This is a genomic window from Corallococcus sp. AB038B (assembly GCF_003668955.1).
Lineage (GTDB): Bacteria > Myxococcota > Myxococcia > Myxococcales > Myxococcaceae > Corallococcus > Corallococcus exiguus.
Genome location: NZ_RAWO01000019.1, coordinates 1 through 24,244, shown reverse-complemented (window position 1 = coordinate 24,244; position 24,244 = coordinate 1). Strand labels below are relative to the sequence as shown.

The following is a 24,244-nucleotide window of genomic DNA, read 5'->3' as shown; positions in this document are numbered from 1 at the left end:
ATGCGCGGCAAGCACGCGCCGGAAAAGCAGGCTGAATCACCGAAGCCCACCAGGACCCGAGCGAAGCGTCCGGCGCCCCGAAGCCCATCCCCATACAAAGGCACGCCACAGGATCAACTCCGCCAGTGGTTCGCCGCCAAGGGATGGACGCCCTATGCCTTCCAGGAAGAAGCGTGGGCCGCCTACGCGCGAGGAGACAGCGGCCTCATCCACGTGCCCACCGGCGCGGGAAAGACATACGCCGCATACCTCGGCCCGCTGGCGGACGTGGCGGAGCGCAATCAGAAGGGCCTTCAAATCCTCTACCTCACGCCACTGCGAGCCGTGTCGCGTGACGTGGAGCAGGCCCTGCGCGAACCGCTGATGGCATTGGACGCGGACCTGGAGGTGGAGAGCCGCACAGGCGACACGTCCTCTTCCGTGCGCCAACGTCAGCGCGAGCGCCTGCCTCAGGTGCTCATCACCACGCCGGAATCCCTGTCGCTCCTCCTGACACAGGAGCAAGCCGCGGAGAACTTCGCCTCACTGCGCGCCGTCATCGTGGACGAGTGGCACGAACTGCTCGCCTCCAAGCGAGGCACCCAGGTGGAACTCGCGCTGGCCCGCCTGCGACAATTCGCTCCAGGCCTGCGCATCTGGGCGCTGTCCGCCACGCTCGCCAATCTGGAGGAGGCCGCGCGCACCGTCGTGGGCACGGACCGCGAGCCCACGCTGGTCAGCGCGGATCTGCAGCGCCCGGTGCACGTGGAGACGCTGCTGCCAGAGGAGGTGGACACCTTCCCGTGGGCCGGGCACCTGGGTTTCACCATGCTCCCACGCGTGGCGGACTGGTTGGACCCCACGCAGTCCACCCTCCTCTTCACCAACACCCGCTCGCAGGCGGAGCGCTGGTTCGAAGGCCTGCGCTTCCTGCGCCCCGAATGGGAACACCTGCTCGCGCTGCATCACGGTTCCATCGACAGCGAGGAGCGAGAGCGCGTGGAAGGAGGCCTCAAGGACGGAAGCCTGCGCCTCGTCGTGTGCACGTCCTCGCTGGACCTGGGCGTGGACTTCGGCCCGGTGGAGCGGGTCATCCAGATAGGAAGTCCCAAGGGCATCGGCCGCACGCTCCAACGCGCGGGCCGCAGCGCGCACCGCCCCGGAGCCACGTGCCGCATCCTCTTCGTCCCCACGCACGCGCTCGAACTGGTGGAGATGGCCGCGGCCCGAGACGCCATCGCGCGCCGCGAGGTGGAGCCGCGCACGCCCCTGTCCAAGCCGCTCGACGTGCTGGCCCAGCACCTGGTGACGTGCGCGCTGGGAGGAGGCTTCACCCGCGAGGCCCTGCGCGACGAGGTCCGCACCGCCACCAGCTACGCGTCCCTCACCGACGAGGAGTTCGACCAGATCCTCGCCCTGGTGCGCGAGGGAGGCCCCACGCTGCGCGCCTACCCGGAGTTCCGCCGCGTGGTGGAGGTGGACGGCCGCTTCCGAGTGCCCGACGCGCGCCTCGCCCGGCTGCACCGGCTCAACATCGGCACCATCACGTCGGACGCGTCCGTGCAGCTGCGCTACTGGAGCGGCGGCACCCTGGGCACGGTGGAGGAGTCCTACGTCAGCCGCCTGAAGCCTGGAGACACCTTCCTCTTCGCGGGCCGCCGGCTGGAGTTCAGCCGCTTCAAGGACATGACGGCGTACGTGAAGCCCGCGAAGGCCAAGGCCACCCAGACGCCGCGCTGGGGCGGCAGCCGCCTGCCCCTGTCCACCTCGCTCGCGTCCGCGATGCGCCGCACGCTGGAGGCCGCGCGCCAGGGCGATGTCACCCGGGACGAGGTCGCCGCCGCGTGGCCCATCCTCGACGCGCAGGCCCGCCTGTCCCGCATCCCCGGCGACGGCGGATGTCTGGCGGAGATTTGCCGCACGCGGGACGGCTACCACCTCTTCCTGTATCCCTTTGAAGGAAGGCTCGTGCACGAAGGCCTGGCGGCGCTCCTCGCCCTGCGCCTCACGCGCCTGCAGAAGGCCACCTTCAGCCTGTCCGTGAACGACTACGGACTGGAGCTGCTCACCTCCACGCCGTTCCCCTTCGATGAAGCCCTGCGCCCCGCCCTCTTCACCCGCGAGCACCTGGTGGAGGACATCCTGGAGAGCGTGAACCTGAGCGAGCTCGCGCGTCGGCAGTTCCGCGACATCGCCCGCGTGGCCGGATTGGTGATGCCGGGCCTGCCCGGAGCGCGCAAATCCACCCGGCAGGTCCAGGCCAGCGCCGCGCTCATCTATGACGTCTTCGTGAAGTACGACCCGGACAACCTCCTCCTGCGCCAGGCGCGCCGCGAAGTGCTGGAGCATCAGTTCGAACAGGGCCGGCTCGCGCGCACCCTGGAGCGCCTGGAGGCGCACCCCGTCGAAGTCGTCCACGTCCACCGGCCCTCGCCGCTGGGCTTCCCGCTCGTCGTCGAGCGCATCAGCGCGAGCGTGTCCAACGAATCCCTGCTGGACCGCGTGCAGCGCCTCAAGGAGCGATGGTCCCAGGCCGATGCCAGACCCGCGTAGCGGACGCGGACGTGGAGCTGCTCCCGGAACGGGCCTTGCATTGGCCCGAGGCCGGCGTGCTCGCGGTGGCCGACCTGCATTGGGGCAAGACGGAGTCCTTCCAGCAGCACGGCATCCCCCTCCCCCTGGGGGTCCTGGATGACGACCTGGCCCGCCTCTCCGCCGCCCTCACCGCCACCAGCGCCCGGCGACTCCTATTGGTGGGGGACCTCGTGCACTCGCGCCAGGGGCTCACCGCGGACGTCATCAGTCGCGTGAATACCTGGCGCGAAGCTCATGCATCACTAGAAGTCGTGCTGATACGCGGCAACCATGACCGCCACGTGCGGACCCTTCCGCCCTCCTGGAGGATGGAGGACCGCGCGGAGGTATTAGACGAAGGCCCGTTCCGCTTCGCCCACCATCCGGAGCCAGCCGCCAGCCGCTACGTCTGGGCCGGGCACCTCCACCCCATGGTGCGGCTGTCGGGTGGGGCGGACCGGCTGCGGCTGCCCTGCTTCCATCTGGCCCCTGGCGTGGGCGTGCTGCCCGCGTTCAGCGCTTTCACGGGCGGTATGGACGTGCGGCGAGGAAGGAAGGACCGCGTCTACGCCATCGCCGGCACCGCGGTGGTGGAGGTCTAGCGCCATGAGCCAGGCCAGACGCCGCGTCCTCCGGATCAGCGACGCCGGCGACACCGGCGACCTCGGCGACACGGACTCCCAGTAGCCCCGCTTCATGCGTGGCGCGGACCGTCGCACCCTGTAGTGCGCGCCCTGAAAGGGATTGATCCCAGAGGGAGGAGTCTCCTCGCGCAAAGCTCCCTTCCGATCGCCAGAAGCGGGATTCATCACCGCACGCGGGCAACTTGTCGCAACCGCCCCAGAAGGTGCTAAGCGCTCCTTATTCCCACTCCCCACAGAATGGTTGACACTGCCGTGCTCATGAATGATGGTCCCGCGCCGCATTGGGTCGGGAAGTTCATGAGGGACCCGCGCCCACGGCACCATCCTAGAGGTTCGTTGGACGTGACTGCCTTGCCGTCTGAGCGCCAGGAGCCACCGCCCGCCCGGTCCACCGGGACCGGGACGGCCCCCCTGACTTCCGCGCCGAACGGTTTCCCCGCGTCCACCCCTGCTTTCATGTCGCCTTCAGTCCCCTTGCCCCTGGTCCTGGTATGAGCGGCCCTCTCTTCCCACGCTGGACGAATACGGTGTCGCGCCTGTCGGCCGCGATGCTCCTCGCCGTGCCCGCCATCGCCATCGGCGGCCTCTTGGCCTACGTGCGCTCGCCGCTCGTGACCAATCAGGCGCGCCCGGTGGAACAGCCCATCGAGTTCGACCACCGGCACCACGCCGGTGACGAGCAGATCGACTGTCGCTACTGCCATTGGTCGGTGGAGAAATCCCCGTCGGCGGGCATCCCCTCCACCACCGTGTGCATGTCCTGCCACGCGCAGGTGTGGAACAAGAGCCCGTACCTCACCGAGGTCCGCAAGGCGTTCTTCGCCGACCAGCCCATCCCCTGGGTTCGCGTCCACAACCTGCCGGACTTCGTCTACTTCAACCACTCCATCCACGTGGGCAAGGGCGTCGGCTGCGCCACCTGCCACGGCCGAGTGGACCAGATGGGCGCCATCGAGCAGTCCGCCCCGCTGACGATGAGCTGGTGCCTGGATTGCCACCGCAACCCCGGTCCCAACCTCCGGCCCCCGGAGTTCATCACCAGCATGACCTGGGCGCCCCCCGCGGCGAAGGCGGAGGCTGAGGCCCTCGCCGAGACGCTCATCAAGGAATACGACGTTCACTCGCGCACGAGCTGCTCCACATGCCACCGATGAACACCAAGCCTGACAGCGCGCCCGCGCAGGAAACCCCCTCGTCCTTCGCGCTCCCGGTCGTCTCGGGCCGCAACGAGGCCGCCCCCCACGCGCACTCCCACGACGACGTCGTGGGTGAAGCGCTCGACCACGCCTCCACCCGCGCCGTTGCCGCGGAGGGCGCGTACGGCAAGACGTACTGGCTCGGCCTGGAGGAGAAGCTCGCCACGCCGGAGTTCCTGGAGGAGACCCGCCCGGAATTCCCCGTCGGCGCGGACCTTCCCCCCACCGGCTTCGCCCGCCGCGAGTTCATGCAGCTGATGGGCGCGTCGCTCGCCCTGGCTGGCGCCACCGCGTGCAGCACCCGTCCGCAGGATGAGCGGATGGTGGCGTACACGAAGACGCCGCCGGAAGTGACCCCGGGCAACCCGCTGCACTACGCGTCCGGCATGACGCTCGGAGGCCACACCTCCGGCCTGCTGATCACCGCGCGCGAAGGCCGCCCGGTGAAGATCGAAGGCAACCCCCAGCACCCCATCAACCAGGGCGCTGCCGGCGTCTTCGAGCAGGCGTTCCTGCTCTCGCTCTATGACCCGCAGCGCGCCCGCGTGCTGCGCCAGGGCAACAACCCCCGCTCGCTGCGCGTTCTGGCCGAGGACATCTCCTCCCTCGTCAGCCAGAGGGCCGTGGCCGACGGTGGCAGCCGCCTGCGCTTCCTCACGGAGCCCATCAGCTCCCCGATGCTGCGCGACGTGACGGGCCGCATCCAGAAGAAGCTGCCCAACGCGCGCTTCCACGCGTTCTCGTCCATCACGGACTCCGCCGCCGGCGAGGCGAACCGCGCACTGTTCGGCCAGCCGGTCCAGGCCCTCTACGACCTGAGCCGCGCGGACGTCATCGTCTCCCTGGACGCGGACTTCCTGGAGAGCCGCCCGGAGAACCTGGCCCTCAACCGCCAGTTCGCGGACCGCCGCGACCCGAAGAACGGGGAGCTCAACCGCCTGTACGTCGCCGAATCGCGCATGTCGATCACCGGCGGCATGGCGGACCACCGCAAGCGCGTGAAGTCCTCCGAGGTCTTCGCCGTCGCCGCCGCGCTGGCGCAGGCCGTGGGTGGCGCCGCCGCCAGCCTGGGCGCCGCCGCGTCCGGCAAGGCCGGCTCGCTGAGCCCGGAGACCCAGTCGTGGGTGCAGGCCGTGGCCCAGGACCTCAAGTCCAAGGCCGGCCGCTCCGTGGTGCTCGCCGGTGAGCGCCAGCCCGCCGCCGTGCACGCGCTGGCGCAGGCCATCAACGGCGCGCTGGGCAACGTGGGCACGACCGTGAAGGTCGTCCCGGCCGCCGCTCCGGAGGCCTCGGGCCTGTCGGAGATCAGCGCCCTGGTCGCGGACATCAAGGCTGGCAAGGTGGACACGCTGGTCATCACCGCCACCAATCCCGTCTACGCCCTCCCGGTGGACGCGGGCCTGGCGGAGGTGCTGGACCCCAAGCAGAACGCCAACCGCAAGGCGCTGTCCGTCCTGTACGCGGGCCACTACGAGGACGAGACCTCCAAGTTCGCCGACTGGTTCGTGCCCCTGGCGCACCAGCTGGAGACCTGGAGCGACGGCCGCGCGGTGGACGGCACCGTCAGCATCGCCCAGCCCCTCATCCAGCCGCTCTTCAACGGCGTGCCGGAAGCGGAGCTGTACGCGCTGTTCCTCGACGAGCCCTTCCGCCCCGCCTACCAGATCCTCCGCGACTATTGGACCGCGCAGGGTGGCGAGGCCGGCCGCGCCGACTTCGAGACCCGCTGGGAGACCTGGGTCTCCGAGGGCGTCGTCCCCGGCAGCGTCGCCTCCGCGCTGACGACCGCGACCCCGGATGCGGGCGCCGCCAACGCGCTGGTCGCCGCCTACCAGCCGCCCGCGGCCGGTGAGCTGGAGATCAACTTCGTCCACGACTACAAGCTGCTGGACGGCCGCTTCGCCAACAACGCGTGGCTCCAGGAGACGCCGGACCCCATCACGAAGATCGTCTGGGACAACGCCGCCATCCTCAGCCCGGCCACGGCCAAGAAGCTGGGCCTGGAGAACGGCCACGTCGCGGAGCTGGAGTACGGCGGCCGCAAGCTGCAGATCCCCGTCACCATCCTCCCCGGCAATGCGGACGACACCGTCACCGTGGCGCTGGGCTACGGCCGCACCGGCCTCCACGAGGTCGTGGCCAAGGGCGTGGGCGTCAACGCCAACCTGCTGCGCACCACGAACGCCCCCTGGTTCGACGGCGGCGCGAAGCTGACCAAGGTCCGCGGCAGCCACAAGTTCTCCCGCACCCAGTACCACTGGCGCATGGAGGGCCGCCCGCTGGCGCTCGACATGTCCGTCAGCGAGCTGGCGCACCCGTCGAAGGAGACGTCCCACACCCTGGAGCGCGTCCAGGCCAAGTACGAGCTGGGCAAGCAGAACAACCTGCCCGACTTCGACTACGCCAAGACGCCGCAAGAGGGCTACAAGTGGGGCATGTCCATCGACCTGTCGCGCTGCACGGGCTGCAACGCGTGCGTCGTGGCGTGCCAGGCGGAGAACAACATCCCCGTCGTGGGCAAGGAGCAGGTGGGCCGCGGCCGCGAGATGAACTGGCTGCGCATCGACCGCTACTTCCAGGGCGATGAGAACGACCCCGCCATGGTCATGCAGCCCGTCGCGTGCGTGCACTGCGAGAAGGCCCCCTGCGAGTACGTCTGCCCGGTGAACGCCACCGTGCACTCGGACGAGGGCCTCAACGACATGGTGTACAACCGCTGCATCGGCACGCGGTACTGCTCCAACAACTGCCCGTACAAGGTCCGCCGCTTCAACTACCTGCACTACACGCAGGGCAAGACGCCGACCGAGAAGATGCTGATGAACCCGGACGTCACGGTGCGCAACCGCGGCGTCATGGAGAAGTGCACCTACTGCGTGCAGCGCATCGAGCGGGTCCGCATCAACGCCCGCGTCGAGAAGCGCCTCATCCAGGAGAAGGAGCTCCAGACGGCGTGCCAGCAGACCTGCCCCACGCAGGCCATCGCCTTCGGCTCCCTGGCGGACCCCGCCCAGCGCGTCACCCAGCTCCAAGAGGACGAGCGTGCCTACCGGCTGCTGCACGAGCTGGGCACCCGCCCCCGCACCGCCCACCTCATCCGCCTGCGCAACCCCAACCCTGCCCTCGTGCCCGCCGCCCCTGCTGAAACCGCGCCGGCGCATGAAGGAGGTCACTGACCGTCATGGCCGAGACCGCACACGCACTCCCGCTCGACCCCCTCGAGCCCCGGGACCTCGTCGCGCCGCACCACGACGACAAGTCCCTCAATGAAACCCTGCTCGACCATGTCTGGCGCAAGCCCGGCAAGGGCTGGTTCATGCTGCTGGGCATCACGTCCGCGGCGCTGGGCCTCCTGGTCGTCGGTGTCACGTACACCCTCGCGCGCGGCATCGGCGTGTGGGGCAACAACCAGCCGGTGGGCTGGGCGTTCGACATCATCAACTTCGTCTGGTGGGTCGGTATCGGCCACGCCGGTACGCTCATCTCCGCCATCCTCCTGCTCTTCCAGCAGAAGTGGCGCACGAGCATCAACCGCTTCGCGGAAGCCATGACGCTGTTCGCGGTCATGTGCGCCGGCCTGTTCCCGCTGCTCCACACGGGCCGTCCCTGGTTCGCCTTCTGGCTGTTCCCCTACCCCAGCACCCTGGGCGCCTGGGCGCAGTTCCGCTCGCCGCTCGTGTGGGACGTGTTCGCCATCTCCACGTACCTCACCGTGTCCGCGCTCTTCTGGTTCGTGGGCCTCATCCCGGACCTGGCGGCCCTGCGTGACTCGTCCAAGGGCAAGCTGCAGCGCACCATCTACGGCCTCTTCGCGCTCGGCTGGCGCGGCTCCGGCCGTCACTGGCACAACTACAAGATTGGCTACCTGCTGCTCGCCGGCCTCTCGACGCCGCTCGTGGTGTCCGTGCACACCATCGTGTCGTTCGACTTCGCCGTGTCCCAGATTCCGGGCTGGCACGCGACCATCTTCCCGCCCTACTTCGTGGCCGGCGCCGTGTTCAGCGGCTTCGCGATGGTGATCACCCTCATCGTCCCCGCCCGCAAGTACCTGGGCCTCCGGGACGTGATCACGGACCGCCACCTGGAGAACATGAACAAGGTCATCCTCGCGACGGGCCTCATCGTGTCCTACGGGTACATGATGGAGCACTTCATCGCCTGGTACTCCATGAACCAGTACGAGTTCTGGACCTTCTACGTGAACCGCGCCACGGGCCCCTACGCCGGCGTGTACTGGCTGATGATCGCCTGCAACGTCATCACCCCGAACATCTTCTGGTTCAGGAAGGCCCGCACCAGCATCCCCATCATGTGGGTGGCGTCCATCGCGGTGAACATCGGCATGTGGTGCGAGCGCTTCATCATCATCGTGACGTCGCTGTCGCAGGACTTCCTGCCCTCCTCGTGGGACATCTACACGCCCACCTGGGTGGACTGGTGCATCTACATCGGCACGCTGGGCCTGTTCGGCACCCTGTTCCTCCTGTTCCTCAAGTTCGTTCCCGCCGTCGCGGTGAGCGAGGTGAAGGAGCTCCAGCTGGAGCTCAAGCACGCCGCCCACGCCGCCCATGGCAACGGACACCACGGCTCGGACGCCGCGGCCACCCACGGAGCGCACTAGCATCATGGAAGCCAAGGTCCTTGATTCCTGGGTGATGGCCGAGTTCGCCACCCCGGAAGCCCTCGTCTCCGCCACGCAGCAGATGCGCGAGAAGGGCTTCCAGGGGATGGACACCTACTCCCCGTACCCGCTGCACGGCGGGTCGGAGGCCCTCGGTCTGCCGCCCTCTCGCATGCCCTTCATCGCCCTGGGCGGCGGCCTCACCGGCATGGTGACCGCCCTCACGATGCAGACGTGGATGAACACCGTCGACTACCCGCTCAACGTCGGCGGCCGTCCGCTGCTGAGCCTCCCGGCCTGGGTGCCCATCACGTTCGAGTTGAGCGTGCTGTTCGCCGCGTTCGGCATCTTCTTCGGCCTGCTCGGCCTGAGTAAGTTGCCGCAGCCCTACCACCCGGCCTTCGAGTCGGAAGAGTTCCGCAGCGCGTCCACGCACGGCTTCTGGCTGAGCATCCCGCACCCCACGGGAACGGACGCCGCGGACGTCAAGAACCAGCTGACGGCCCTGGGCGCGACCCACGTGACCGTCGTGTCGGGAGAGAACGAATGAGGTGGCTCATCCCCGCCGCCGGGCTCGCCGCGCTCACGGGCTGCAACGTCAGCTCTGAGTTCCTCCAGCGCATGGAGCACCAGGCCAAGTACGAGTACTACGAGACGTCCGAGTTCTGGCCGGACGGGCGCGCCATGCGCGTGCCCCCCGCCGGCACCGTCCCGCGCGAGCGGCCGGTGGGCAACCCGGGCATCTCCACGGGCCGCGCCAACGGCGTGGCCGTGAACGCCATCCCGCTTCCGGTGGACAAGCACCTGCTGGAGCTTGGCCAGAAGAAGTACAACATCGTCTGCTCGCAGTGCCATGGCGTGCTCGGCGACGGCAACAGCGTCGTCGCGGAGAACATGGCGCTGCGCCTGCCGCCGTCCCTGCTGGAGCTCGCGGACAAGCCGGCCGGCCACTTCTACACCGCCATCAACGAGGGCTACGGCATCATGCCGTCCTTCTCGGGTGAGCTCGACACGCGCGAGCGCTGGGCCGTCGTCGCCTATGTGCGCGCGCTGCAGGCCGCCCGCAGCACCGCCGGGACGCAGCCCGTCCCGCAGGAGAACCGATGACTGCCATGGAGCGCTACACCGGCACGCCCAAGCTGATGGTGCCCGCGTTCGGCCTGGGCGTGGTGGGCCTCGTGCTCACCGCCGTGGGCTTCTTCATGAACCCGGAGGCGACCAGCTTCAGCTACCTCTTGGGCTTCACCTACTGGGTCGGCATCAGCGTGTCCGCCCTCATCATGCTGGCCATCTTCCACACGGCGAAGGCGAAGTGGCCCATCGTCCTGCGCCGCGCCATGGAGACGATGGCCATCGCGGTGCCCGTCTTCGCGGTGCTCATCCTCGCCTTCATCCCCATGATGAAGCACATGTACCCCTGGGTGGATGGCTCGCCGCTGGCCGCCCACATCCACGGCATCGAGGTGGAGCACCTGTCGCATAAGAAGGCCCACTACCTGAACGGGACCTTCTTCGCCGTCCGCCAGGTCATCTACTTCGCGGTGTGGATCTTCGTCTCCCAGCGGCTGTACGGATGGAGCACCCAGCAGGACGAGGTGGGCGGGCTGGAGCTCACCGTCAAGCAGCGCCGCTTCTCCCCGGGCGCCCTGCCCTTCCTGGCGCTGACCATCACCTTCGCGTCCTTCGACTGGCTGATGAGCCTCACCCCGCTGTGGCAGTCCACCATCTTCGGCGTCTACTACTTCGCCGGCAGCTTCCTGGCCGCCTTCTGCGTCCTCACGCTGGCCACCATCCGGGCCCAGGGCAAGGACCTGTACGGCAGCCTGGTGAAGACGCCGCACTACCACAACCTGGGCAAGCTCATCTTCGCCTTCACGGCGTTCTGGGCCTACATCGGCTTCTCCCAGTTCCTGCTGGTGTGGATCGCCAACATCCCGGAAGAGGCCCCCTGGTACGGCCTGCGCATGTACGGTCCGTGGCGCGGCGTCTCCCTGGTCATCTTCTTTGGCCACTTCGTGCTGCCGTTCTTCACGCTGCTGTCACGCAAGCTGAAGGAGAAGACCGGGACCCTGGCGGTGGCGGCCGTCTACATGCTTCTCATGCACGCCGTGGACCTGTATTGGCTCATCTGGCCGGCGTACTCCGGTGAGGCCGGTCCGACGTTCCACTGGACGCTCATCACGGCCTTCGTGGGCGTGGGCGGTGTCTCGGTGGGTTACGCCCTGTACCGGGCGCGCAACAAGTACACGTTCCCGGTGAAGGACCCCTACATCGCGGAGTCCCTGAGGTACGTGCAGCCATGAAGAAGACCCAGTCCGAAGTCGAATCGCGGGTCATCGTCGGCGCGCATGGCGTCGCCGCCGAGGAAGACCATCTGGTCATGGGGAAGATCATCGGCGTCGGTGTGGGCGCCATGGTCCTCTTCTTCGTGGGCGCGGTGTGGGCCTGGCGCATCCAGGTCGTCACCATGCAGGACGCCCAGCCGGACGGTCCTCCCCCCCGCCCCGCCGCGGTGGGCCAGTACGAGATTGGCATCGTGAACCAGCGCCTGTTCGAACAGGACTGGCGCGCGGCGGAGAAGCTTGGCGGCCAGCACCAGGCGCTGAAGAACGGCTGGGGTGACCAGCCGGGCGTCACCGCCCACAAGTCGCTGGGGCAGGCCATGGACCAGGTCATCACGACCGAGGCCCAGAAGGCCCGCGAGCCGGCTCCGGCCCCCACGCCGACCCCGGCCCCCGAGCCCGCGCCGCACACGGCGCCCCCGGCTCCGGCCCCGAAGAAGTAGGCTCCCACCCGCTCCTCCTGCCCCCGAGCCGTCCCCCGCCATGCCGTCCCTTCTTCCGCTCTCCTCCGCCCGCGCCGCCGGGCTCCTCGCGGCGCTCGCGCTGGTACTCACCAGCGCCACGCCCGCGTTCGCCCTGCCGGGTGGAGGCAAGACGCCCCGCGCCATCGTGGAGGCGGACTCAGACCTGCCCCCGCCGGTGACGGGCGTGGACGTGGAGGAGCACCTGGGGGATCCGCTCCCCCTGGAGACCCGCTTCCTGGACTCCTCCGGGGAAGAGGTGCGGCTGGGCACGCTGCTGTCGAAGACGCGCCCCACCCTGCTCACGCTCGTCTATTACGAGTGCCCCATGCTCTGTAACCTCGTCATCAACGAGCAGGTCCGCGTGATGCGCGAGCTGGGCCTGGAGCTGGGCAAGGACTACGAGGCCGTCACCGTCAGCATCGACCCCAAGGACACCCCGGCGCAGAGCACCGAGCGGCGGCGCAAGTACCTCCAGTCCATGGGCAAGCCGGAGACGGCTCCGTGGCACTTCCTCACCGGCACCGACGAGAACATCCACAAGCTCGCCGATGCCGTGGGCTTCAAATACACGTATGAACCGAGCACGAAGCAGTACGCCCACCCCGCGGTGGTCACCGTGCTCACCCCGGAGGGGAGCATCTCCCGCTACCTCTACGGCACGTCGTTCGACCGCAAGGACGTGAAGCTTTCGCTGCTGGAAGCAGCGGGCGGTCGGGTCGGGACGAGCGTCGATCGCATCGTCATGTCCTGTTTCAAGTATGACACCGCCACGCGGCGGTACGGTTTCTACATCTTCGGGTTCATCCGCCTGGGCTCCCTGGCTGTCTTTGGCGCCCTGGCCACGATGCTGATCTATTTCTGGAGGCGCGAGCTGAAGAAAGGCGCGACTACATGAGCGACCTGGCCAACCAATTCCTGTTCCTCCCGGAGCGCGCGTCCACGTTCGCGGAACGGGTCGACTTCCTGCACTACTTCGTCGTTGGTACGACGATGGTGATGTCCGCGGGCGTCGGCCTCGCGGCGCTCTTCATGTTCTTCCGCTACCGTCGGCGGGAGGCCCACCAGCACACGGAATACGTGGTGCCGGACCTGAAGACGGAGTTCCTCTTCGTCTCCGTTCCGCTGGTGTTCTTCCTGGCGTGGTTCGCCATCGGGTTCCGGGACTTCACCTGGTTCACCACTCCGCCCAAGGACTCGATGGATGTCTACGTCATGGGCAAGCAGTGGATGTGGAAGTTCTCCTATCCGGAGGGCCCCAACGGCGTGAACGTGCTGCACGTGCCGGCTCACCGCCCGGTGCGCCTGCTGATCACCTCACGCGACGTCATCCACTCCTTCTACGTCCCGTCCTTCCGCATCAAGATGGACGCGCTGCCGGGCCGCTACACGCAGGCCTGGTTCGAGGCGACGAAGCCCGGCACGTACCAGGTGCTCTGCACCGAGTACTGCGGCTTGTCGCACTCGAAGATGCTGGCGGAGGTCGTCGTGCTCGCGCCGGAGGACTACGAGAACTGGCTGAAGGAGCAGCAGCGTGGCCGCCTGCAGGACCGGCAGGACGCGCTGGCGGACACCTCGCTGGTGCCCCCCGTCGCCCGCATGGCCGAGCAGGGCCAGAAGCTGGTGGGCACGCAGGGCTGCCTCAAGTGCCACTCGGTGGACGGCTCCAAGCACATCGGCCCCACGTTCCTGGGCATGTACGAGCGTGAAGAGAAGCTCGACGATGGCCAGAGCATCCGCGTGGATGAAGCCTACATCACCCAGTCGATGATGGACCCGGGCGCGCACATCGTCGCCGGCTACCAGAACGTGATGCCGACCTATCAGGGCAAGCTGCAGGGCCCCGAGTCGGCCGCCATCGTCGAGTACATCAAGACGCTGCGCACCGCGAACGTGCGCGAGACCGCTTCCGAGGGCCCCGCCTATGACCCCATCCAGTAGCATCGCCGCGCCGGGGGCCGTCCCCGGCCATGAGGCGCACGACGACCACGGCCACCACCCGAGCTACCTGACGGACGGCACCACGGTGAAGTCGTGGCTGCTGACGGTGGACCACAAGCGCATCGGCATCATGTACATGGCGTGGATCCTGCTCTTCTTCCTGGTGGGCGGCATCTTCGCGCTGCTCATCCGGATCGAGCTGCTCACGCCCGGCCCGACCATCATGGACGCGATGACGTACAACCGCGTCTTCACGCTGCATGGCGTGGTCATGATCTTCCTGTTCATGATCCCCGCCATCCCGGCCATCTTCGGCAACTTCCTGCTGCCGCTGATGCTGGGCGCCAAGGACGTGGCGTTCCCGCGGCTGAACCTGCTGTCGCTCTACGTGTACCTGGCGGGCGCGGGCTTCGCGCTCTGGGGCATGCTCAACGGCGGCCTGGACACCGGCTGGACGTTCTACACGCCGTACAGCGCGCACACGACGACCACGGTGGCGCCGGTGCTGTTCGGCGCGTTCATCATCGGGTTCAGCTCCATCCTCACGGGCATGAACTTCATCGTCACCACGCACACCATGCGCGCGCCGGGCATCACCTGGTTCAAGATGCCGCTGATGGTGTGGGCGCTCTACGCCACCAGCTGCATCCAGGTGCTGGCGACGCCGGTGATTGGCCTGCTGCTCCTGCTGGTGACGGCGGAGAACCTGTTCAGCCTGGGCATGTTCGACGTGGCCCGCGGCGGTGACCCGGTGCTCTTCCAGCACCTGTTCTGGTTCTACAGCCACCCGGCCGTGTACATCATGGTGCTGCCGGCGTTCGGAGTGATGAGCGAGGTCGTCTCCACGTTCAGCCGCAAGAACATCTTCGGCTACCGCGCGGTGGCGTACTCCAGCGTGGGCATCGCGTTCGTGGGCTTCTTCGCCTGGGGCCACCACATGTTCGTGTCCGGCCAGTCGACCTTCAACGCCGGCGTGTTCGGCGTGCTGTCGATGCTGGTGGGCGTGTTCACGGCCATCAAGGTCTTCAACTGGGTGGGCACCGTCTACAAGGGCGCGGTGGAGTTCAGCACTCCGTTCGCCTACTTCTGCGGCTTCCTGTTCTTCACCGTGTTCGGCGGCATGACGGGCATCGCGGTGGCGACGGTGTCGCTGGACGTGGCGTGGCACGACACCTACTTCGTCGTGGCGCACTTCCACTTCATCATGGTGGGCGCGACGATCATGGCCTTCCTGGCCGCGCTCCACTACTGGTTCCCGAAGATGTTCGGGAAGATGTACCACGAGGGGTGGGGCCTGGTTTCCGCGGCGCTCATCATCCTGGGCTTCAACGCGACGTTCATCCCCCAGTTCCTCGTGGGCAACGCGGGCATGCCGCGCCGCTACTACGAGTACCCGGAGCGCTTCCAGGCGCTGAACGTGGCGTCCACCGCCGGTGCGTCGCTGCTCGCGTTCGGCTTCATCATCATCGCGGTGTACCTGACCTACGCGCTCATCTACGGCGAGCGCGTGGACAACCCGTGGCACAGCAAGGGCTACGAGTGGCTGACCCAGTCCCCTCCGCCCACGCACAACTTCATCGGGCCCCAGCCGACGTATCCCGAGGAGCCGCACTTCTACGTGGATCCGAAGAAGGCCCAGGGCGAGGTGTCGGATGTCTAGCGCGCACGTGACGCCGGGCTCGGTGCCCGGTCCCAAGCTGGCCGCCCACTTCGCGTCGCTGGAGGTGCAGAAGCACGCGGCGCGGCTGGGCATGTGGCTGTTCCTCGCAACGGAAATCCTGCTCTTCGCCGGTCTGTTCGCGTGCTACGCGGCCTACCGCTTCCTGTTCCCGGAAGCGTGGGCGGCGTCCAGCCGCAGCCTGGACCTGACGATGGGCACCATCAACACGGTGGTGCTCATCACCTCCTCGTTCACCGCCGCCATGGCGGTGCACTACGCCAAGGAGGGGAAGAACGCGATGGTGGGGCACATGAACGTGCTCACCCTCCTGATGGCGGTGGGCTTCCTCGTCATCAAGTTCTTCGAGTACAAGCACAAGTTCCACATCGGGACGCTGCCGGGCCGCTACTACTTCTACGAAGGCATCCAGCTGCCGGGTGCGCCGCTGTACTTCACGGTGTACTTCGCCTCCACCGCCCTGCACGCGCTGCACGTCGTCATCGGCATGACGGTGCTGGCGTTCGCCACGGTGCGCGCGTACCGCGTCGGGGACTTCAACGCGAACAACTACACGCAGGTCGAGCTGGGCTCCATGTACTGGCACCTCGTCGACCTGGTGTGGATCTTCCTCTTCCCGATGCTGTACCTGGTCTGAGGGTTACGACATGGCCATCGCCAACGAATCGCATCAGGAAGAGCACAACATGCAGGCGCACCACGGCGCCGGGCGCTACGTGGTCATCTGGATTGCGCTGCTGGTGCTCACGCTCGTCACGGTGTTCACCGGCCGCATGCACCTGCCTGACTTCGGTCTGGTGCTCGCGCTCATCATCGCCAGCGTGAAGGGCACGCTGGTGGCGCTGTACTTCATGCACCTGTCGGAGCACCAGGGCGCCAACCGCCTGGTGTTCGGCGTGTCCATCCTGTTCGTGGTGCTGCTCATCGGCTTCTCGCTGATGGACCTGGGCACCCGCTTCCGTCTGGCCAACCCGCCGGGGTCGCAGTACAGCGACCTGCAGGCGGTGGACATCGGAGCGAACCCGACGGAAGGCCGCACGGGTGGCCACCAGCAGATCCAGAAGCAGGGACACGAAACGCACGAGTAGTTCGTCGCTTTCCGCAGTCCCCTGAAGCACGAACGCGGCGCCCGGGATTCTTCCCTGGCGCCGCGTCGCTTTTGGCGGGCTTGGGTGCCCGCGTGGGGGACTACAGGGCGACGGTCAGGTTGAAGGAGAGCGCCGTGTCGGTGGACACCTTGCCCGGGGGCGGAGCGCTGTCGGACTTCACGAGGAAGCCCACGCCCAGGGCCAGCGCGTCGGTGAGGTTCGCCATCACCTGCGTCTGGCTGCTGAAGAGGATGCGCGCGTCGGAGATGACGCTGACCAGGATCTCCGCCTCTTCCTGGAAGGTGATGTCCTTGGAGAGGCCGTAGCGGAACAGGGCGCCGAAGCGCGGACCGCCCAGGTCCACGTTCGGCAGGTCCACGCGATTGGGGTAGTACTGGAAGCGCAATTCGCGTGCGTAGCGGAAGGCGAAGTCGGTGCGCAGGACGGTCTCGCGCACGCTGGCCTTCTCGTCCCGCTTGGTGTCGAACCAGAAGATGCTGGCGCCGGCTTCACCGTAGGGCCGCGCCTCGATGCTCTTGATGTGGTCCGTGTCCACGCCGGCCAGCAGGTAGCCGCTGATCTCCTGCGTGAAGCGGCGGTCCCCGCGCAGCTCGACGCCGGCGTTGAGGGCCACCACCTGGGACAGGGACTCCACCTCCCCTTCCACCTGGGGCGGGCGGCTGCGGCCGTACGCGCCGTAGGCCTTCACGGAGTAGATCCAGTGCTCCGTCTTGCGCAGCGCGCTGGCCAGGCCGCTCACGGTCAGCGTGGACGCGTTGCCGGTGAGGGAGATGAGGCTCAGGCCCACGCTGACGTCCCAGACGCTGGGCTTCGCGGCGGCGGGAGCCGCGGCGGCAGCGGCCTCGGGGGTGGGCGCGGGGGGCGGCGGGGCGATGGGCCCGCGCGCGGTGACTTCAGCCAGACGCTCGATGGCCTCCGCGAGCCGGGCGCTGGCCTCGGCGGCGCGCTCCGCGGCGAGGGCGGCGCGCTCCGCGGCGGCGGCGGCGCGCTCGGCTGCGGGAGCGTCCGCGGGCATGGCGGGCGGCGCGGGCGGCGCGGGCGGCGCCGGAGCGCGAGCGGCAGTCGGAGGCGGCGGGGCGGCGGGACGCGGGGCGGGCGCCGGCGTCTGGGATTGCAGCGACGAGGCGAGCAGCAGCGCAACGGGGAGCATCTGGGTTCCTTGGGATGAGGCAGGTGCGGCAGCGGACCTGCAAGGGAGCGTGAAGGGGCCGGCTCCCATTCCGGCGCGAACTTCTTAGCGCATGCGGGACACGGAGCGTCCTAGCCTTCTAGGTTCGAAACGCGGGTCGTCCCTGGACCCGGTACGTGAGGACCCGCCTTGAGGCCCACCCTGCTCCCGTTGCTGTTCGCGCTGTCGCTGTGGCCCGCCGTTTCCCTGGCGGCGCAGAAGGTCACCGTTCCGGTGGACGTGGGCGTGGGGCCGGCGGTGTTCGTGTTCTCCGGCCCCATCGCGGACGACCAGCTGCTGCACACGGGGCTGAAGCTGTCGGTGGACGCGGTGCTGGACAAGGAATGGCTGCGCAAGAACCAGCGCGCCATCCCGGCGCGCTACCGGAAGCAGGCGAAGCAGATGGATGAGATTCGCATCTCGCCGTCCATCTTCATCCCGGACTCGTTCATCATCTCGCCCAAGTACCGCGACACGGGGATGTACGGCGTGACGTTCAAGCCGCTGGGGCTGGGGGTGCCGCTGTCGTCCAGTCCGGTGCGCTTCAAGCTGGGCGTGGGGCTGGTGTTGACGTACGCGTACATCTTCTCCGACACGCTGCCGGACACGCACTTCCTGCGGCCCGGTGCGAGCCTGGGCGCGGACCTGGAGTTCCAGCTGGCGAAGAGCTTCCTCGTCAGCGTGGGTTGGGAGTCCACGTTCTACGTGCCGCAGGAGTTGGGCGGGTTGGGACTGCCGGACTCGCTGGGGGACGGCATCTTCCACGTGGGGCAGGCGTACCTGCAGCTGCACTTCCGGTTCCCGTACACCACGACGCTGTAGTGCTCGCGCGCGGGCGGGGCGCGTGGCTAGCGTGCCCGGCACCATGTCACTCGTCCTCGCCACCGACGCGCAGAAGGCGCAGCGCGACGCCGTCACCCATGCCGCGTGGGGTTCGCCCCTGAGCGTGCCGCAGTACCAGGAGCGTGAAGCGCGGCTGCGCGCGCACCCGTGGAGCCGCGAGGGCATGAACACGTGGCTGTGGCTGGCGGACGACGGCCGGGTGCTGGCGTCGTGCGAGACCTTCCACACGGACAGCTTCCTGCGGGGCGCGGACGGACAGCTGACGCAGGGGGACAGCTACGCCATCGCCAGCGTGTACACGGAGGAGCACCTGCGCGGGCGGGGACACGCCACCCGGTTGATGGACGCCGTCGCCGCGGAGCTGGAGCAGGTGGCGCAGCGACCGCACTCGGTGGTCCTGTTCTCCGACGTCGGGGCGCCGCTGTATCGCCGGTCCGGCTACGCGGACGTGCCCGCGTGGGACTGGCACCTGGATGCCACCGACGCGCCGGGAGGACGGCCCGTGGACGGTGGGCTCCAGGAGACGGACGTGGCGGGGGCGCTCGCGAGGATGCGCCGGCCGGACGTTCCCTTCTTTCTATGGCCGAGCGCCTCGCAGGTGGACTGGCACCTGGAACGGGAGCGCATCTACGCGGACCTGCTGGCGCGGCCCCGGCCCCGGACGTGCGGCGCGGTGGTGGGCGAATCCACCACGCTGTGGACGATGAACGCGCGCTACGGCGAGTTGGTGGTGCTGATGCTGGATGCGCGCGACGCCTCCGCGGCGCAGGTGCTGCTCACGGAGGCGCGCCGCGTGGCGCATCACGCGGGACTCAAGCGAGTGGTGTGGTGGGAGGAACCCACGACGGCGTCACTGCTCGGCGGCGTCCCCGGCGCGGTGCGGGTGCAGCGGGACGGGTCGCTGCCCATGCTGCGACCGCTGCGCCCGGGGCTGCCTCCCGCTCCAGAGGTCGCCTTCCCTCGCGCCCTCTGGGTGTGAATCAGGCCTGAAGACCCACGGCGGCGAGCCCCTGGAACAGGGCCTGGGCCTGCGCTCGTGAGGGCAGGCCCGCGTCGTGGATCAACGGCTCCGGCGGATGGTGGCCATCCACCTCTTCGCCCAGGCTCCGCAGCGCGTCCCGCCGCGACTGGCGCAGCCCTTCCCGCTGCGCCGCGCTCAAGTGCTCCTGAGCCCAGGCATCCACGGCCCACGCCAGCTCCGCGTGCCGCAGTTCGTCCCGGGCGATGGCGCGCATCGTGCCGCGCACCTCCGGGTCCCTGGCGGTGCGCCCCTGCCAGCCCGCGACGAAGGCGCCGAACGTCTCCCGCACGCAGCCTTCCACGGCGTTCTCCCGGAGCATCTCCTCCAGCGAGCGGGGCTCGAATGGCGGCAGGTCCACCTCCGGCATCTCCGCGCCGTGACGCCTCGCGAGCGCCTGCATCGCGCGCGTGTGGCGAACCTCGTCCCCCGCGGAGCGCCGGGCCGCCTTCACCAGGACGTCTGGCGCACCGTTCGCCTGGAGCTCTTCCGCGAGCCGCAGGAACGCGGGCACCGACGCCGCCTCCAACCAGGCCGCCTTCGCGAACAGGGCTCCCAGCTCGCTGCCTGAGTCCAGCACGGCGGATTCCCTCAGGCCCTCCGGGCGGCGGCCGTCGCCGAAGCAGCTCTGATAATGGCAGATCAGATCCGCGCCCCCGTCCGCCGTGCCCTCGGCCGAGCAGCCCCAGTTGGAAACACCGTCAGGATGCGGGGGGCAGAGCCCGCAGGGGCGAGGGAACCCTCCATCGGCCTGTACGGCGATGGGCCCCAGGTTCAGCGCCGAGTAGTCAGGCTCACAGACGAAGCCCACTTCCTCGCCACGACAGGCCAGTCCCCCGGGCAGCAAGGGAGCGGCCAGCAGCAATCCGTAGAGCGTGCGGCGCAACATCCGGTGCTTCGGAACCAACACCACCGTCCGACGCGTCATGAGAGACCTCCGCGCTCCCATTCCTGGAGAGCGGTCTGGCTTCCCACCTCCGGCCAGGTGGGAACAGGGGCGGCGACGCTAACCTGGATGTGTCACGCGGCGACAGGTCCCCTAGGATGCGCCCCATGGCCGAGAGAAGGCGCATCATCGAAGGCACCTGGAACTGCACGTCCTGCGGTGCCAAGAACATCCCTGCCCGTCACAAGAACTGCCCCTCCTGCAACAACCCGCGGGAGCTCACCGGCAAGGAGTCCGAGTTCGACTTCGGTGACGTGGACGCGGCCTCCGGCAAGTCCACCCGCGAGGGTGTCGCCGACGACCAGGCCCTGGAGATGGCCGGCGCCGGCGAGGACTGGTTCTGCGCCTACTGCGGCGCGGCCAACCGGGGCGATGGCAAGCGCTGCCGGCAGTGCTCCGCCGAACGGGGCTCGGATGCGAAGGCCGCGCCGCTCGCGGACCTGGGCCCCAAAGCGCCACCGAAGCCCGCGCCCAAGCCCCGCCGCTTCGGGAAGGTGGCGCTCATCGTGGTGGGCATCTTGAGCTCCTGCTGCATGGGCACCTGCGCGGTGGGCATCTGGGGCAACATGAAGCATGAGCTCAAGGGCGAGGTGGTGGCCACGAACTGGCGCCGCGCGCTGGTGCAGGAGCGCTTCGTCCCGGAGACGCGCACGGGCTGGCGGGACGAGCTGAGCAACACCTCGCCGCGCATGCCGGTGAACGGCGCGGGAGAGGTCGCGGGCGTGACGAACATCCGCGACTGCGCGTCCCGGCAGCGTGGCACCCGCCGCGTGGCGGACGGCACCCAACGCGTGTGCCGGACGAAGACGCGCAAGGTGGCCTGCGGCACCGAGGAGAAGTGCTCCCGTCGCGACAAGGGCAACGGCTTCGCCGAAGAGGTCTGCCACGACGTGACGAAGTACTGCAACGAGTCCTACGAGGACTGCGACACGGAGACGCGCTACCGCAACGAGCCCGTCTACTCGCAGCAGTGCGCCTACGACACGTACGTGTGGAAGCCGGTGGACACGCGCGAGCTCAAGGGCACGGAGGGGCCGCCGCGCTGGCCGGAGCTCGTCGCCGGGACGAACGAGCGGGTGCGACGCGAGGAGGACTACACCGTGCTCGTGCGCTACGACGACGACGGCGTGAAGCAGCACGAGGTGAAGCCCACGCGCGAGGACGAGTTCGTCGCGTGGAAGAAGGGTCAGGGCGTCACGCTCACCGTGACGAACCTGGGCAAGGTGGAGCAGGCCGTCCGCCGCTGAAGAAGCACCGTCGAGGAGTCGCATGGAGTGCACCTGCTGTGGCGCCTGCTGCGTGGCGCCAGACATCGCCGCGCTGGACAAGCCGTTGGGGTTGCGGTGCCCGCACCTGGGCGCGGACAACCTGTGCACCGTGTACGAGCGGAGGCCCCAGGTGTGCCGGGACTACGCGGCGGACGAGGTGTGCCGCCGCATCGAGGCCCCCACGTTGGAAGAACGCGTGAACAACTACCTGGCGCTGTTCCAGCTCACCGCGGAGGCAGAGTCCGTGCGCAAGTCCGGCTGCGCCTCCATGCGGATGGCGCGCGCCATCAGGGAGCGGAAGTGAACTTCCAGCCCACCGAGCCGTTCATTCCCGCGCCGGGCATTCGTGGCGCGCACGCGCAGACCATCTACGCGTCGCTCGTGCGCCCCACCCGCGTGCCGCCCCTGCGCCGGGAGCGGCGGGACTTGCCGGACGGGGACTTCGTCGACCTGGACACCTTCGACGGGCCGAAGGGCGCGCCGCACGTGGTGGTGCTGCACGGCCTGGAGGGGTCCTCGCAGGCGGGCTACGTCACGGAGGTGCTGCGGGGCGCGGCGAAGCGCGGCTGGGGCGCCACGGCGATCAACTTCCGCTCGTGCAGCGGGGAGCCGAACCGACTGGCCCGGGCGTACCACTCCGGAGACACAGCGGACACGCTGCTGGTGATGGCGGACGTGCGCGAGCGCATCACCGGACCGATGCTCGCGGTGGGTTTTTCGCTGGGCGCCAACGTGCTGTGCCGGCTGCTGGAGGAGACGGGAGACCAGGCGCCGGTGGTGGCCGCCACGTCCATCAGCGCGCCGTACGATCTGGATGCGTGCTGCCGCAAACTGGATGGCGGCAGTGGCTACCACTGGCTCTACCGCGAGCGGTTCCTGCGCACGCTCAAGAGCAAGGCCCGCGCGAAGTTGCAGCGGTTCCCGGGCGCGTTCGACGGGACGCGCATGGAGGCGGCGCGCACCATCCGGGGCTATGACGACGTGGTCACCGGGCCGCTGCATGGCTTCCGGGACGCGGAGCACTACTACCGGGAGGCGTCGTCAGGCCCCAGGCTCGCGGACATCCGCCGGCCCACGCTGCTGCTGAGCTCCGCGGATGATCCGATGCTGGAGGCGCCGGTGATTCCGCCCTCGGCGCGGGACAACCCGTTCCTCAGCGTGGTGCTGACCGAGCAGGGTGGCCACGTGGGCTTCGTCGCGGGCCGCGTGCACCGTCCGTATTTCTGGGCGGAGGCACAGGCGCTCGCTTTCTTCGATCGGGTGCTCGCCAGCTGATCAGCCGAAGAAGAAGGTGAGGCCGAGTTTTCCGGACGGCTGCACCTTGCGCATCATCCACGACTGCGTCTCCACGGGAGACAGCGCGTCGCGGAAGGGCTCGTCCAGCTTCTGGAGGCTGGGGACGTCCATCTCCATGAAGCTCATGCCGCCGCGCACGAAGAAGCTGAGGCGCCGGGTGGCGTTGAACTCCAGGCCCACGTGCGTACTGATGTACGTGTAGCCCACGCGCTCCATGGAGGAGGCGGGCAGCTGCGTGCGGTCCGCGAGCCTCCGGTTCAGCGTCTGCGTGCTCGCGGCCTGCGCGTGTCCGAACTCCCATGAGAACGAGGGAGAGACCTTGCTCTTCAGCGGGAGCAGCGTGAGTCCCGCGCGCAAGGCGCCTCGCAGACCGTTGTGCGCTCCGCCGAGGTGGATTCGCAGGTATGGCGAGGGCCGGAGGACGCCGGAGAGTCCCGCGCCTTCGGGCATGCCCGCGTCGAGCATCAGTCCGAAGGGCGCCAGCCGCTCCGGATCATTGCTGATCCGCCGACGGCCTTCCATCTGCGGTGCCTGCACCTGGGGTGATTGCACCTGCGGTTTTGATTGGGCCACGGCCGTGTGAGCCGCCAGGACCACTACCGCCGCGGTGACGATGGACACCGCTCCCATGAGGATTCTCCCCGTTCCAGACATCGCGGCCACGCGCGATGAGATTTGCGAGGTACGCCGGATCCCGGGAGTACGTTCTCTCCGAGACCTGGCTGCGTGTTGCTCCCCCCGACCCGCCACTCCACTCCCGCCACACGTCCGGTGCTGACTGTCGCGTCGCCTCGATGCCGCCGCCGGCTGGATCGCGAAGCTCTCGCACCGCCACGTCTTGATTCACGGCTCTTCACGTCTCCCATCCGGCGACCACGACCACCTTTGCCGGACTCCCCCAAACTGCGCACTGCTCCATCCCGCCGCCCAGCCCCGTCCTGCGACCTGCCTGCTGCCTTGCTCGACCGCGCCGCGTGCTGCCCCACGGTGCCGCGCGATGAGAGGTGATGCGCACTGCCCTGATCCGCCGTGCTGCGTGCTGCCCCGTCCCGCCCTACCCCGTCCTGCCCTTGCTGCTCCGTGCTGCCTTTGCTGCCCCGACCCGCCCAACCCCGTCCTGCCCTTGCTGCCCCGTGCTGCCCCGACCCGCCCTACCCCGT

At 68.7% G+C, this 24,244-nt stretch carries 22 protein-coding genes; 19 read left to right on the top strand and 3 right to left on the bottom strand.

Annotated elements, in window-relative coordinates:
- The 14 genes from D7Y04_RS40455 (at window position 1) to D7Y04_RS40390 (ending at window position 16,524) form a co-directional block, all read left to right on the top strand.
- Window positions 1–2,532: a ligase-associated DNA damage response DEXH box helicase gene (locus tag D7Y04_RS40455; RefSeq protein WP_370457322.1), complete on the top strand. Its 2,532-nt coding sequence runs from the start codon at window positions 1–3 to the stop codon at window positions 2,530–2,532.
- Window positions 2,502–3,155: a ligase-associated DNA damage response endonuclease PdeM gene (gene pdeM, locus D7Y04_RS40450; protein WP_121762804.1), complete on the top strand. Its 654-nt coding sequence runs from the start codon at window positions 2,502–2,504 to the stop codon at window positions 3,153–3,155. Before D7Y04_RS40455 ends, pdeM begins: the two co-directional genes overlap by 31 nt.
- A gap of 533 nt (window positions 3,156–3,688) precedes the next feature.
- Window positions 3,689–4,351, top strand: coding sequence for a cytochrome c3 family protein (locus D7Y04_RS40445; RefSeq protein WP_120578326.1), 663 nt, complete (start codon window positions 3,689–3,691; stop codon window positions 4,349–4,351).
- Window positions 4,348–7,569: a TAT-variant-translocated molybdopterin oxidoreductase gene (locus tag D7Y04_RS40440; RefSeq protein WP_121762858.1), complete on the top strand. Its 3,222-nt coding sequence runs from the start codon at window positions 4,348–4,350 to the stop codon at window positions 7,567–7,569. Before D7Y04_RS40445 ends, D7Y04_RS40440 begins: the two co-directional genes overlap by 4 nt.
- 5 nt (window positions 7,570–7,574) lie before the next feature.
- Window positions 7,575–9,014: an NrfD/PsrC family molybdoenzyme membrane anchor subunit gene (gene nrfD, locus D7Y04_RS40435; protein ID WP_120600189.1), complete on the top strand. Its 1,440-nt coding sequence runs from the start codon at window positions 7,575–7,577 to the stop codon at window positions 9,012–9,014.
- A gap of 4 nt (window positions 9,015–9,018) precedes the next feature.
- Window positions 9,019–9,564 (top strand): DUF3341 domain-containing protein, encoded by a 546-nt coding sequence (locus D7Y04_RS40430; RefSeq protein WP_120567452.1) that lies wholly within the window; start codon window positions 9,019–9,021, stop codon window positions 9,562–9,564.
- Window positions 9,561–10,121: a cytochrome c gene (locus D7Y04_RS40425; RefSeq protein ID WP_120567453.1), complete on the top strand. Its 561-nt coding sequence runs from the start codon at window positions 9,561–9,563 to the stop codon at window positions 10,119–10,121. The genes D7Y04_RS40430 and D7Y04_RS40425 overlap by 4 nt, the downstream gene beginning before the upstream one ends.
- Window positions 10,118–11,317 carry a hypothetical protein gene (locus tag D7Y04_RS40420; RefSeq protein WP_121762803.1) on the top strand — a complete coding sequence of 400 codons (1,200 nt, stop codon included), beginning with the start codon at window positions 10,118–10,120 and terminating at the stop codon, window positions 11,315–11,317. Before D7Y04_RS40425 ends, D7Y04_RS40420 begins: the two co-directional genes overlap by 4 nt.
- On the top strand, window positions 11,314–11,799 hold the full coding sequence (locus D7Y04_RS40415; RefSeq protein ID WP_121762802.1) for a hypothetical protein: 486 nt from the start codon (window positions 11,314–11,316) through the stop codon (window positions 11,797–11,799). Before D7Y04_RS40420 ends, D7Y04_RS40415 begins: the two co-directional genes overlap by 4 nt.
- Window positions 11,800–11,839: 40 nt before the next feature.
- Window positions 11,840–12,715: an SCO family protein gene (locus tag D7Y04_RS40410; RefSeq protein ID WP_121762801.1), complete on the top strand. Its 876-nt coding sequence runs from the start codon at window positions 11,840–11,842 to the stop codon at window positions 12,713–12,715.
- Window positions 12,712–13,758, top strand: a complete 1,047-nt coding sequence (gene coxB / locus D7Y04_RS40405; RefSeq protein WP_120567457.1) for a cytochrome c oxidase subunit II — start codon at window positions 12,712–12,714, stop codon at window positions 13,756–13,758. Before D7Y04_RS40410 ends, coxB begins: the two co-directional genes overlap by 4 nt.
- Window positions 13,742–15,418, top strand: coding sequence for a cytochrome c oxidase subunit I (locus tag D7Y04_RS40400; RefSeq protein ID WP_120580866.1), 1,677 nt, complete (start codon window positions 13,742–13,744; stop codon window positions 15,416–15,418). The genes coxB and D7Y04_RS40400 overlap by 17 nt, the downstream gene beginning before the upstream one ends.
- Complete coding sequence (locus tag D7Y04_RS40395) at window positions 15,411–16,073, top strand: cytochrome c oxidase subunit 3 family protein (protein WP_120560477.1); 663 nt, start codon at window positions 15,411–15,413, stop codon at window positions 16,071–16,073. The genes D7Y04_RS40400 and D7Y04_RS40395 overlap by 8 nt, the downstream gene beginning before the upstream one ends.
- A 10-nt stretch (window positions 16,074–16,083) precedes the next feature.
- The gene (locus D7Y04_RS40390; protein WP_120580867.1) at window positions 16,084–16,524 is read left to right on the top strand and encodes a cytochrome C oxidase subunit IV family protein; all 441 of its coding nucleotides are present in this window, start codon (window positions 16,084–16,086) and stop codon (window positions 16,522–16,524) included.
- Window positions 16,525–16,624: 100 nt separating this feature from the next.
- Here the strand turns inward: D7Y04_RS40390 and D7Y04_RS40385 are convergent, their stop codons facing one another.
- On the bottom strand, window positions 16,625–17,695 hold the full coding sequence (locus D7Y04_RS40385; RefSeq protein ID WP_121762800.1) for a DUF481 domain-containing protein: 1,071 nt from the start codon (window positions 17,693–17,695) through the stop codon (window positions 16,625–16,627).
- Between the two features lie 168 nt (window positions 17,696–17,863).
- Here D7Y04_RS40385 and D7Y04_RS40380 point away from each other — a divergent pair, with 168 nt between their 5' ends.
- Window positions 17,864–18,535, top strand: a complete 672-nt coding sequence (locus tag D7Y04_RS40380; RefSeq protein ID WP_120599942.1) for a hypothetical protein — start codon at window positions 17,864–17,866, stop codon at window positions 18,533–18,535.
- 22 nt (window positions 18,536–18,557) lie between these two features.
- Window positions 18,558–19,535, top strand: a complete 978-nt coding sequence (locus tag D7Y04_RS40375) for a GNAT family N-acetyltransferase (RefSeq protein ID WP_368666437.1) — start codon at window positions 18,558–18,560, stop codon at window positions 19,533–19,535.
- A gap of 1 nt (window position 19,536) precedes the next feature.
- Here the strand turns inward: D7Y04_RS40375 and D7Y04_RS40370 are convergent, their stop codons facing one another.
- Complete coding sequence (locus D7Y04_RS40370) at window positions 19,537–20,502, bottom strand: ferritin-like domain-containing protein (RefSeq protein WP_121762798.1); 966 nt, start codon at window positions 20,500–20,502, stop codon at window positions 19,537–19,539.
- Between the two features lie 125 nt (window positions 20,503–20,627).
- Between D7Y04_RS40370 and D7Y04_RS40365 the strand changes: the two genes are divergently transcribed.
- The 3 genes from D7Y04_RS40365 to D7Y04_RS40355 are packed head-to-tail and all read left to right on the top strand — an operon-like array spanning window position 20,628 to window position 23,063.
- Window positions 20,628–21,767, top strand: a complete 1,140-nt coding sequence (locus D7Y04_RS40365; protein ID WP_121762797.1) for a hypothetical protein — start codon at window positions 20,628–20,630, stop codon at window positions 21,765–21,767.
- Between the two features lie 22 nt (window positions 21,768–21,789).
- Window positions 21,790–22,092: a YkgJ family cysteine cluster protein gene (locus tag D7Y04_RS40360; RefSeq protein ID WP_120581371.1), complete on the top strand. Its 303-nt coding sequence runs from the start codon at window positions 21,790–21,792 to the stop codon at window positions 22,090–22,092.
- Complete coding sequence (locus tag D7Y04_RS40355; protein WP_121762796.1) at window positions 22,089–23,063, top strand: hydrolase; 975 nt, start codon at window positions 22,089–22,091, stop codon at window positions 23,061–23,063. The genes D7Y04_RS40360 and D7Y04_RS40355 overlap by 4 nt, the downstream gene beginning before the upstream one ends.
- Here the strand turns inward: D7Y04_RS40355 and D7Y04_RS40350 are convergent, their stop codons facing one another.
- The gene (locus D7Y04_RS40350) at window positions 23,064–23,714 is read right to left on the bottom strand and encodes a hypothetical protein (RefSeq protein ID WP_120581369.1); all 651 of its coding nucleotides are present in this window, start codon (window positions 23,712–23,714) and stop codon (window positions 23,064–23,066) included. It lies immediately after the preceding gene.
- Between the last annotated feature and the right edge of the window lie 530 nt (window positions 23,715–24,244).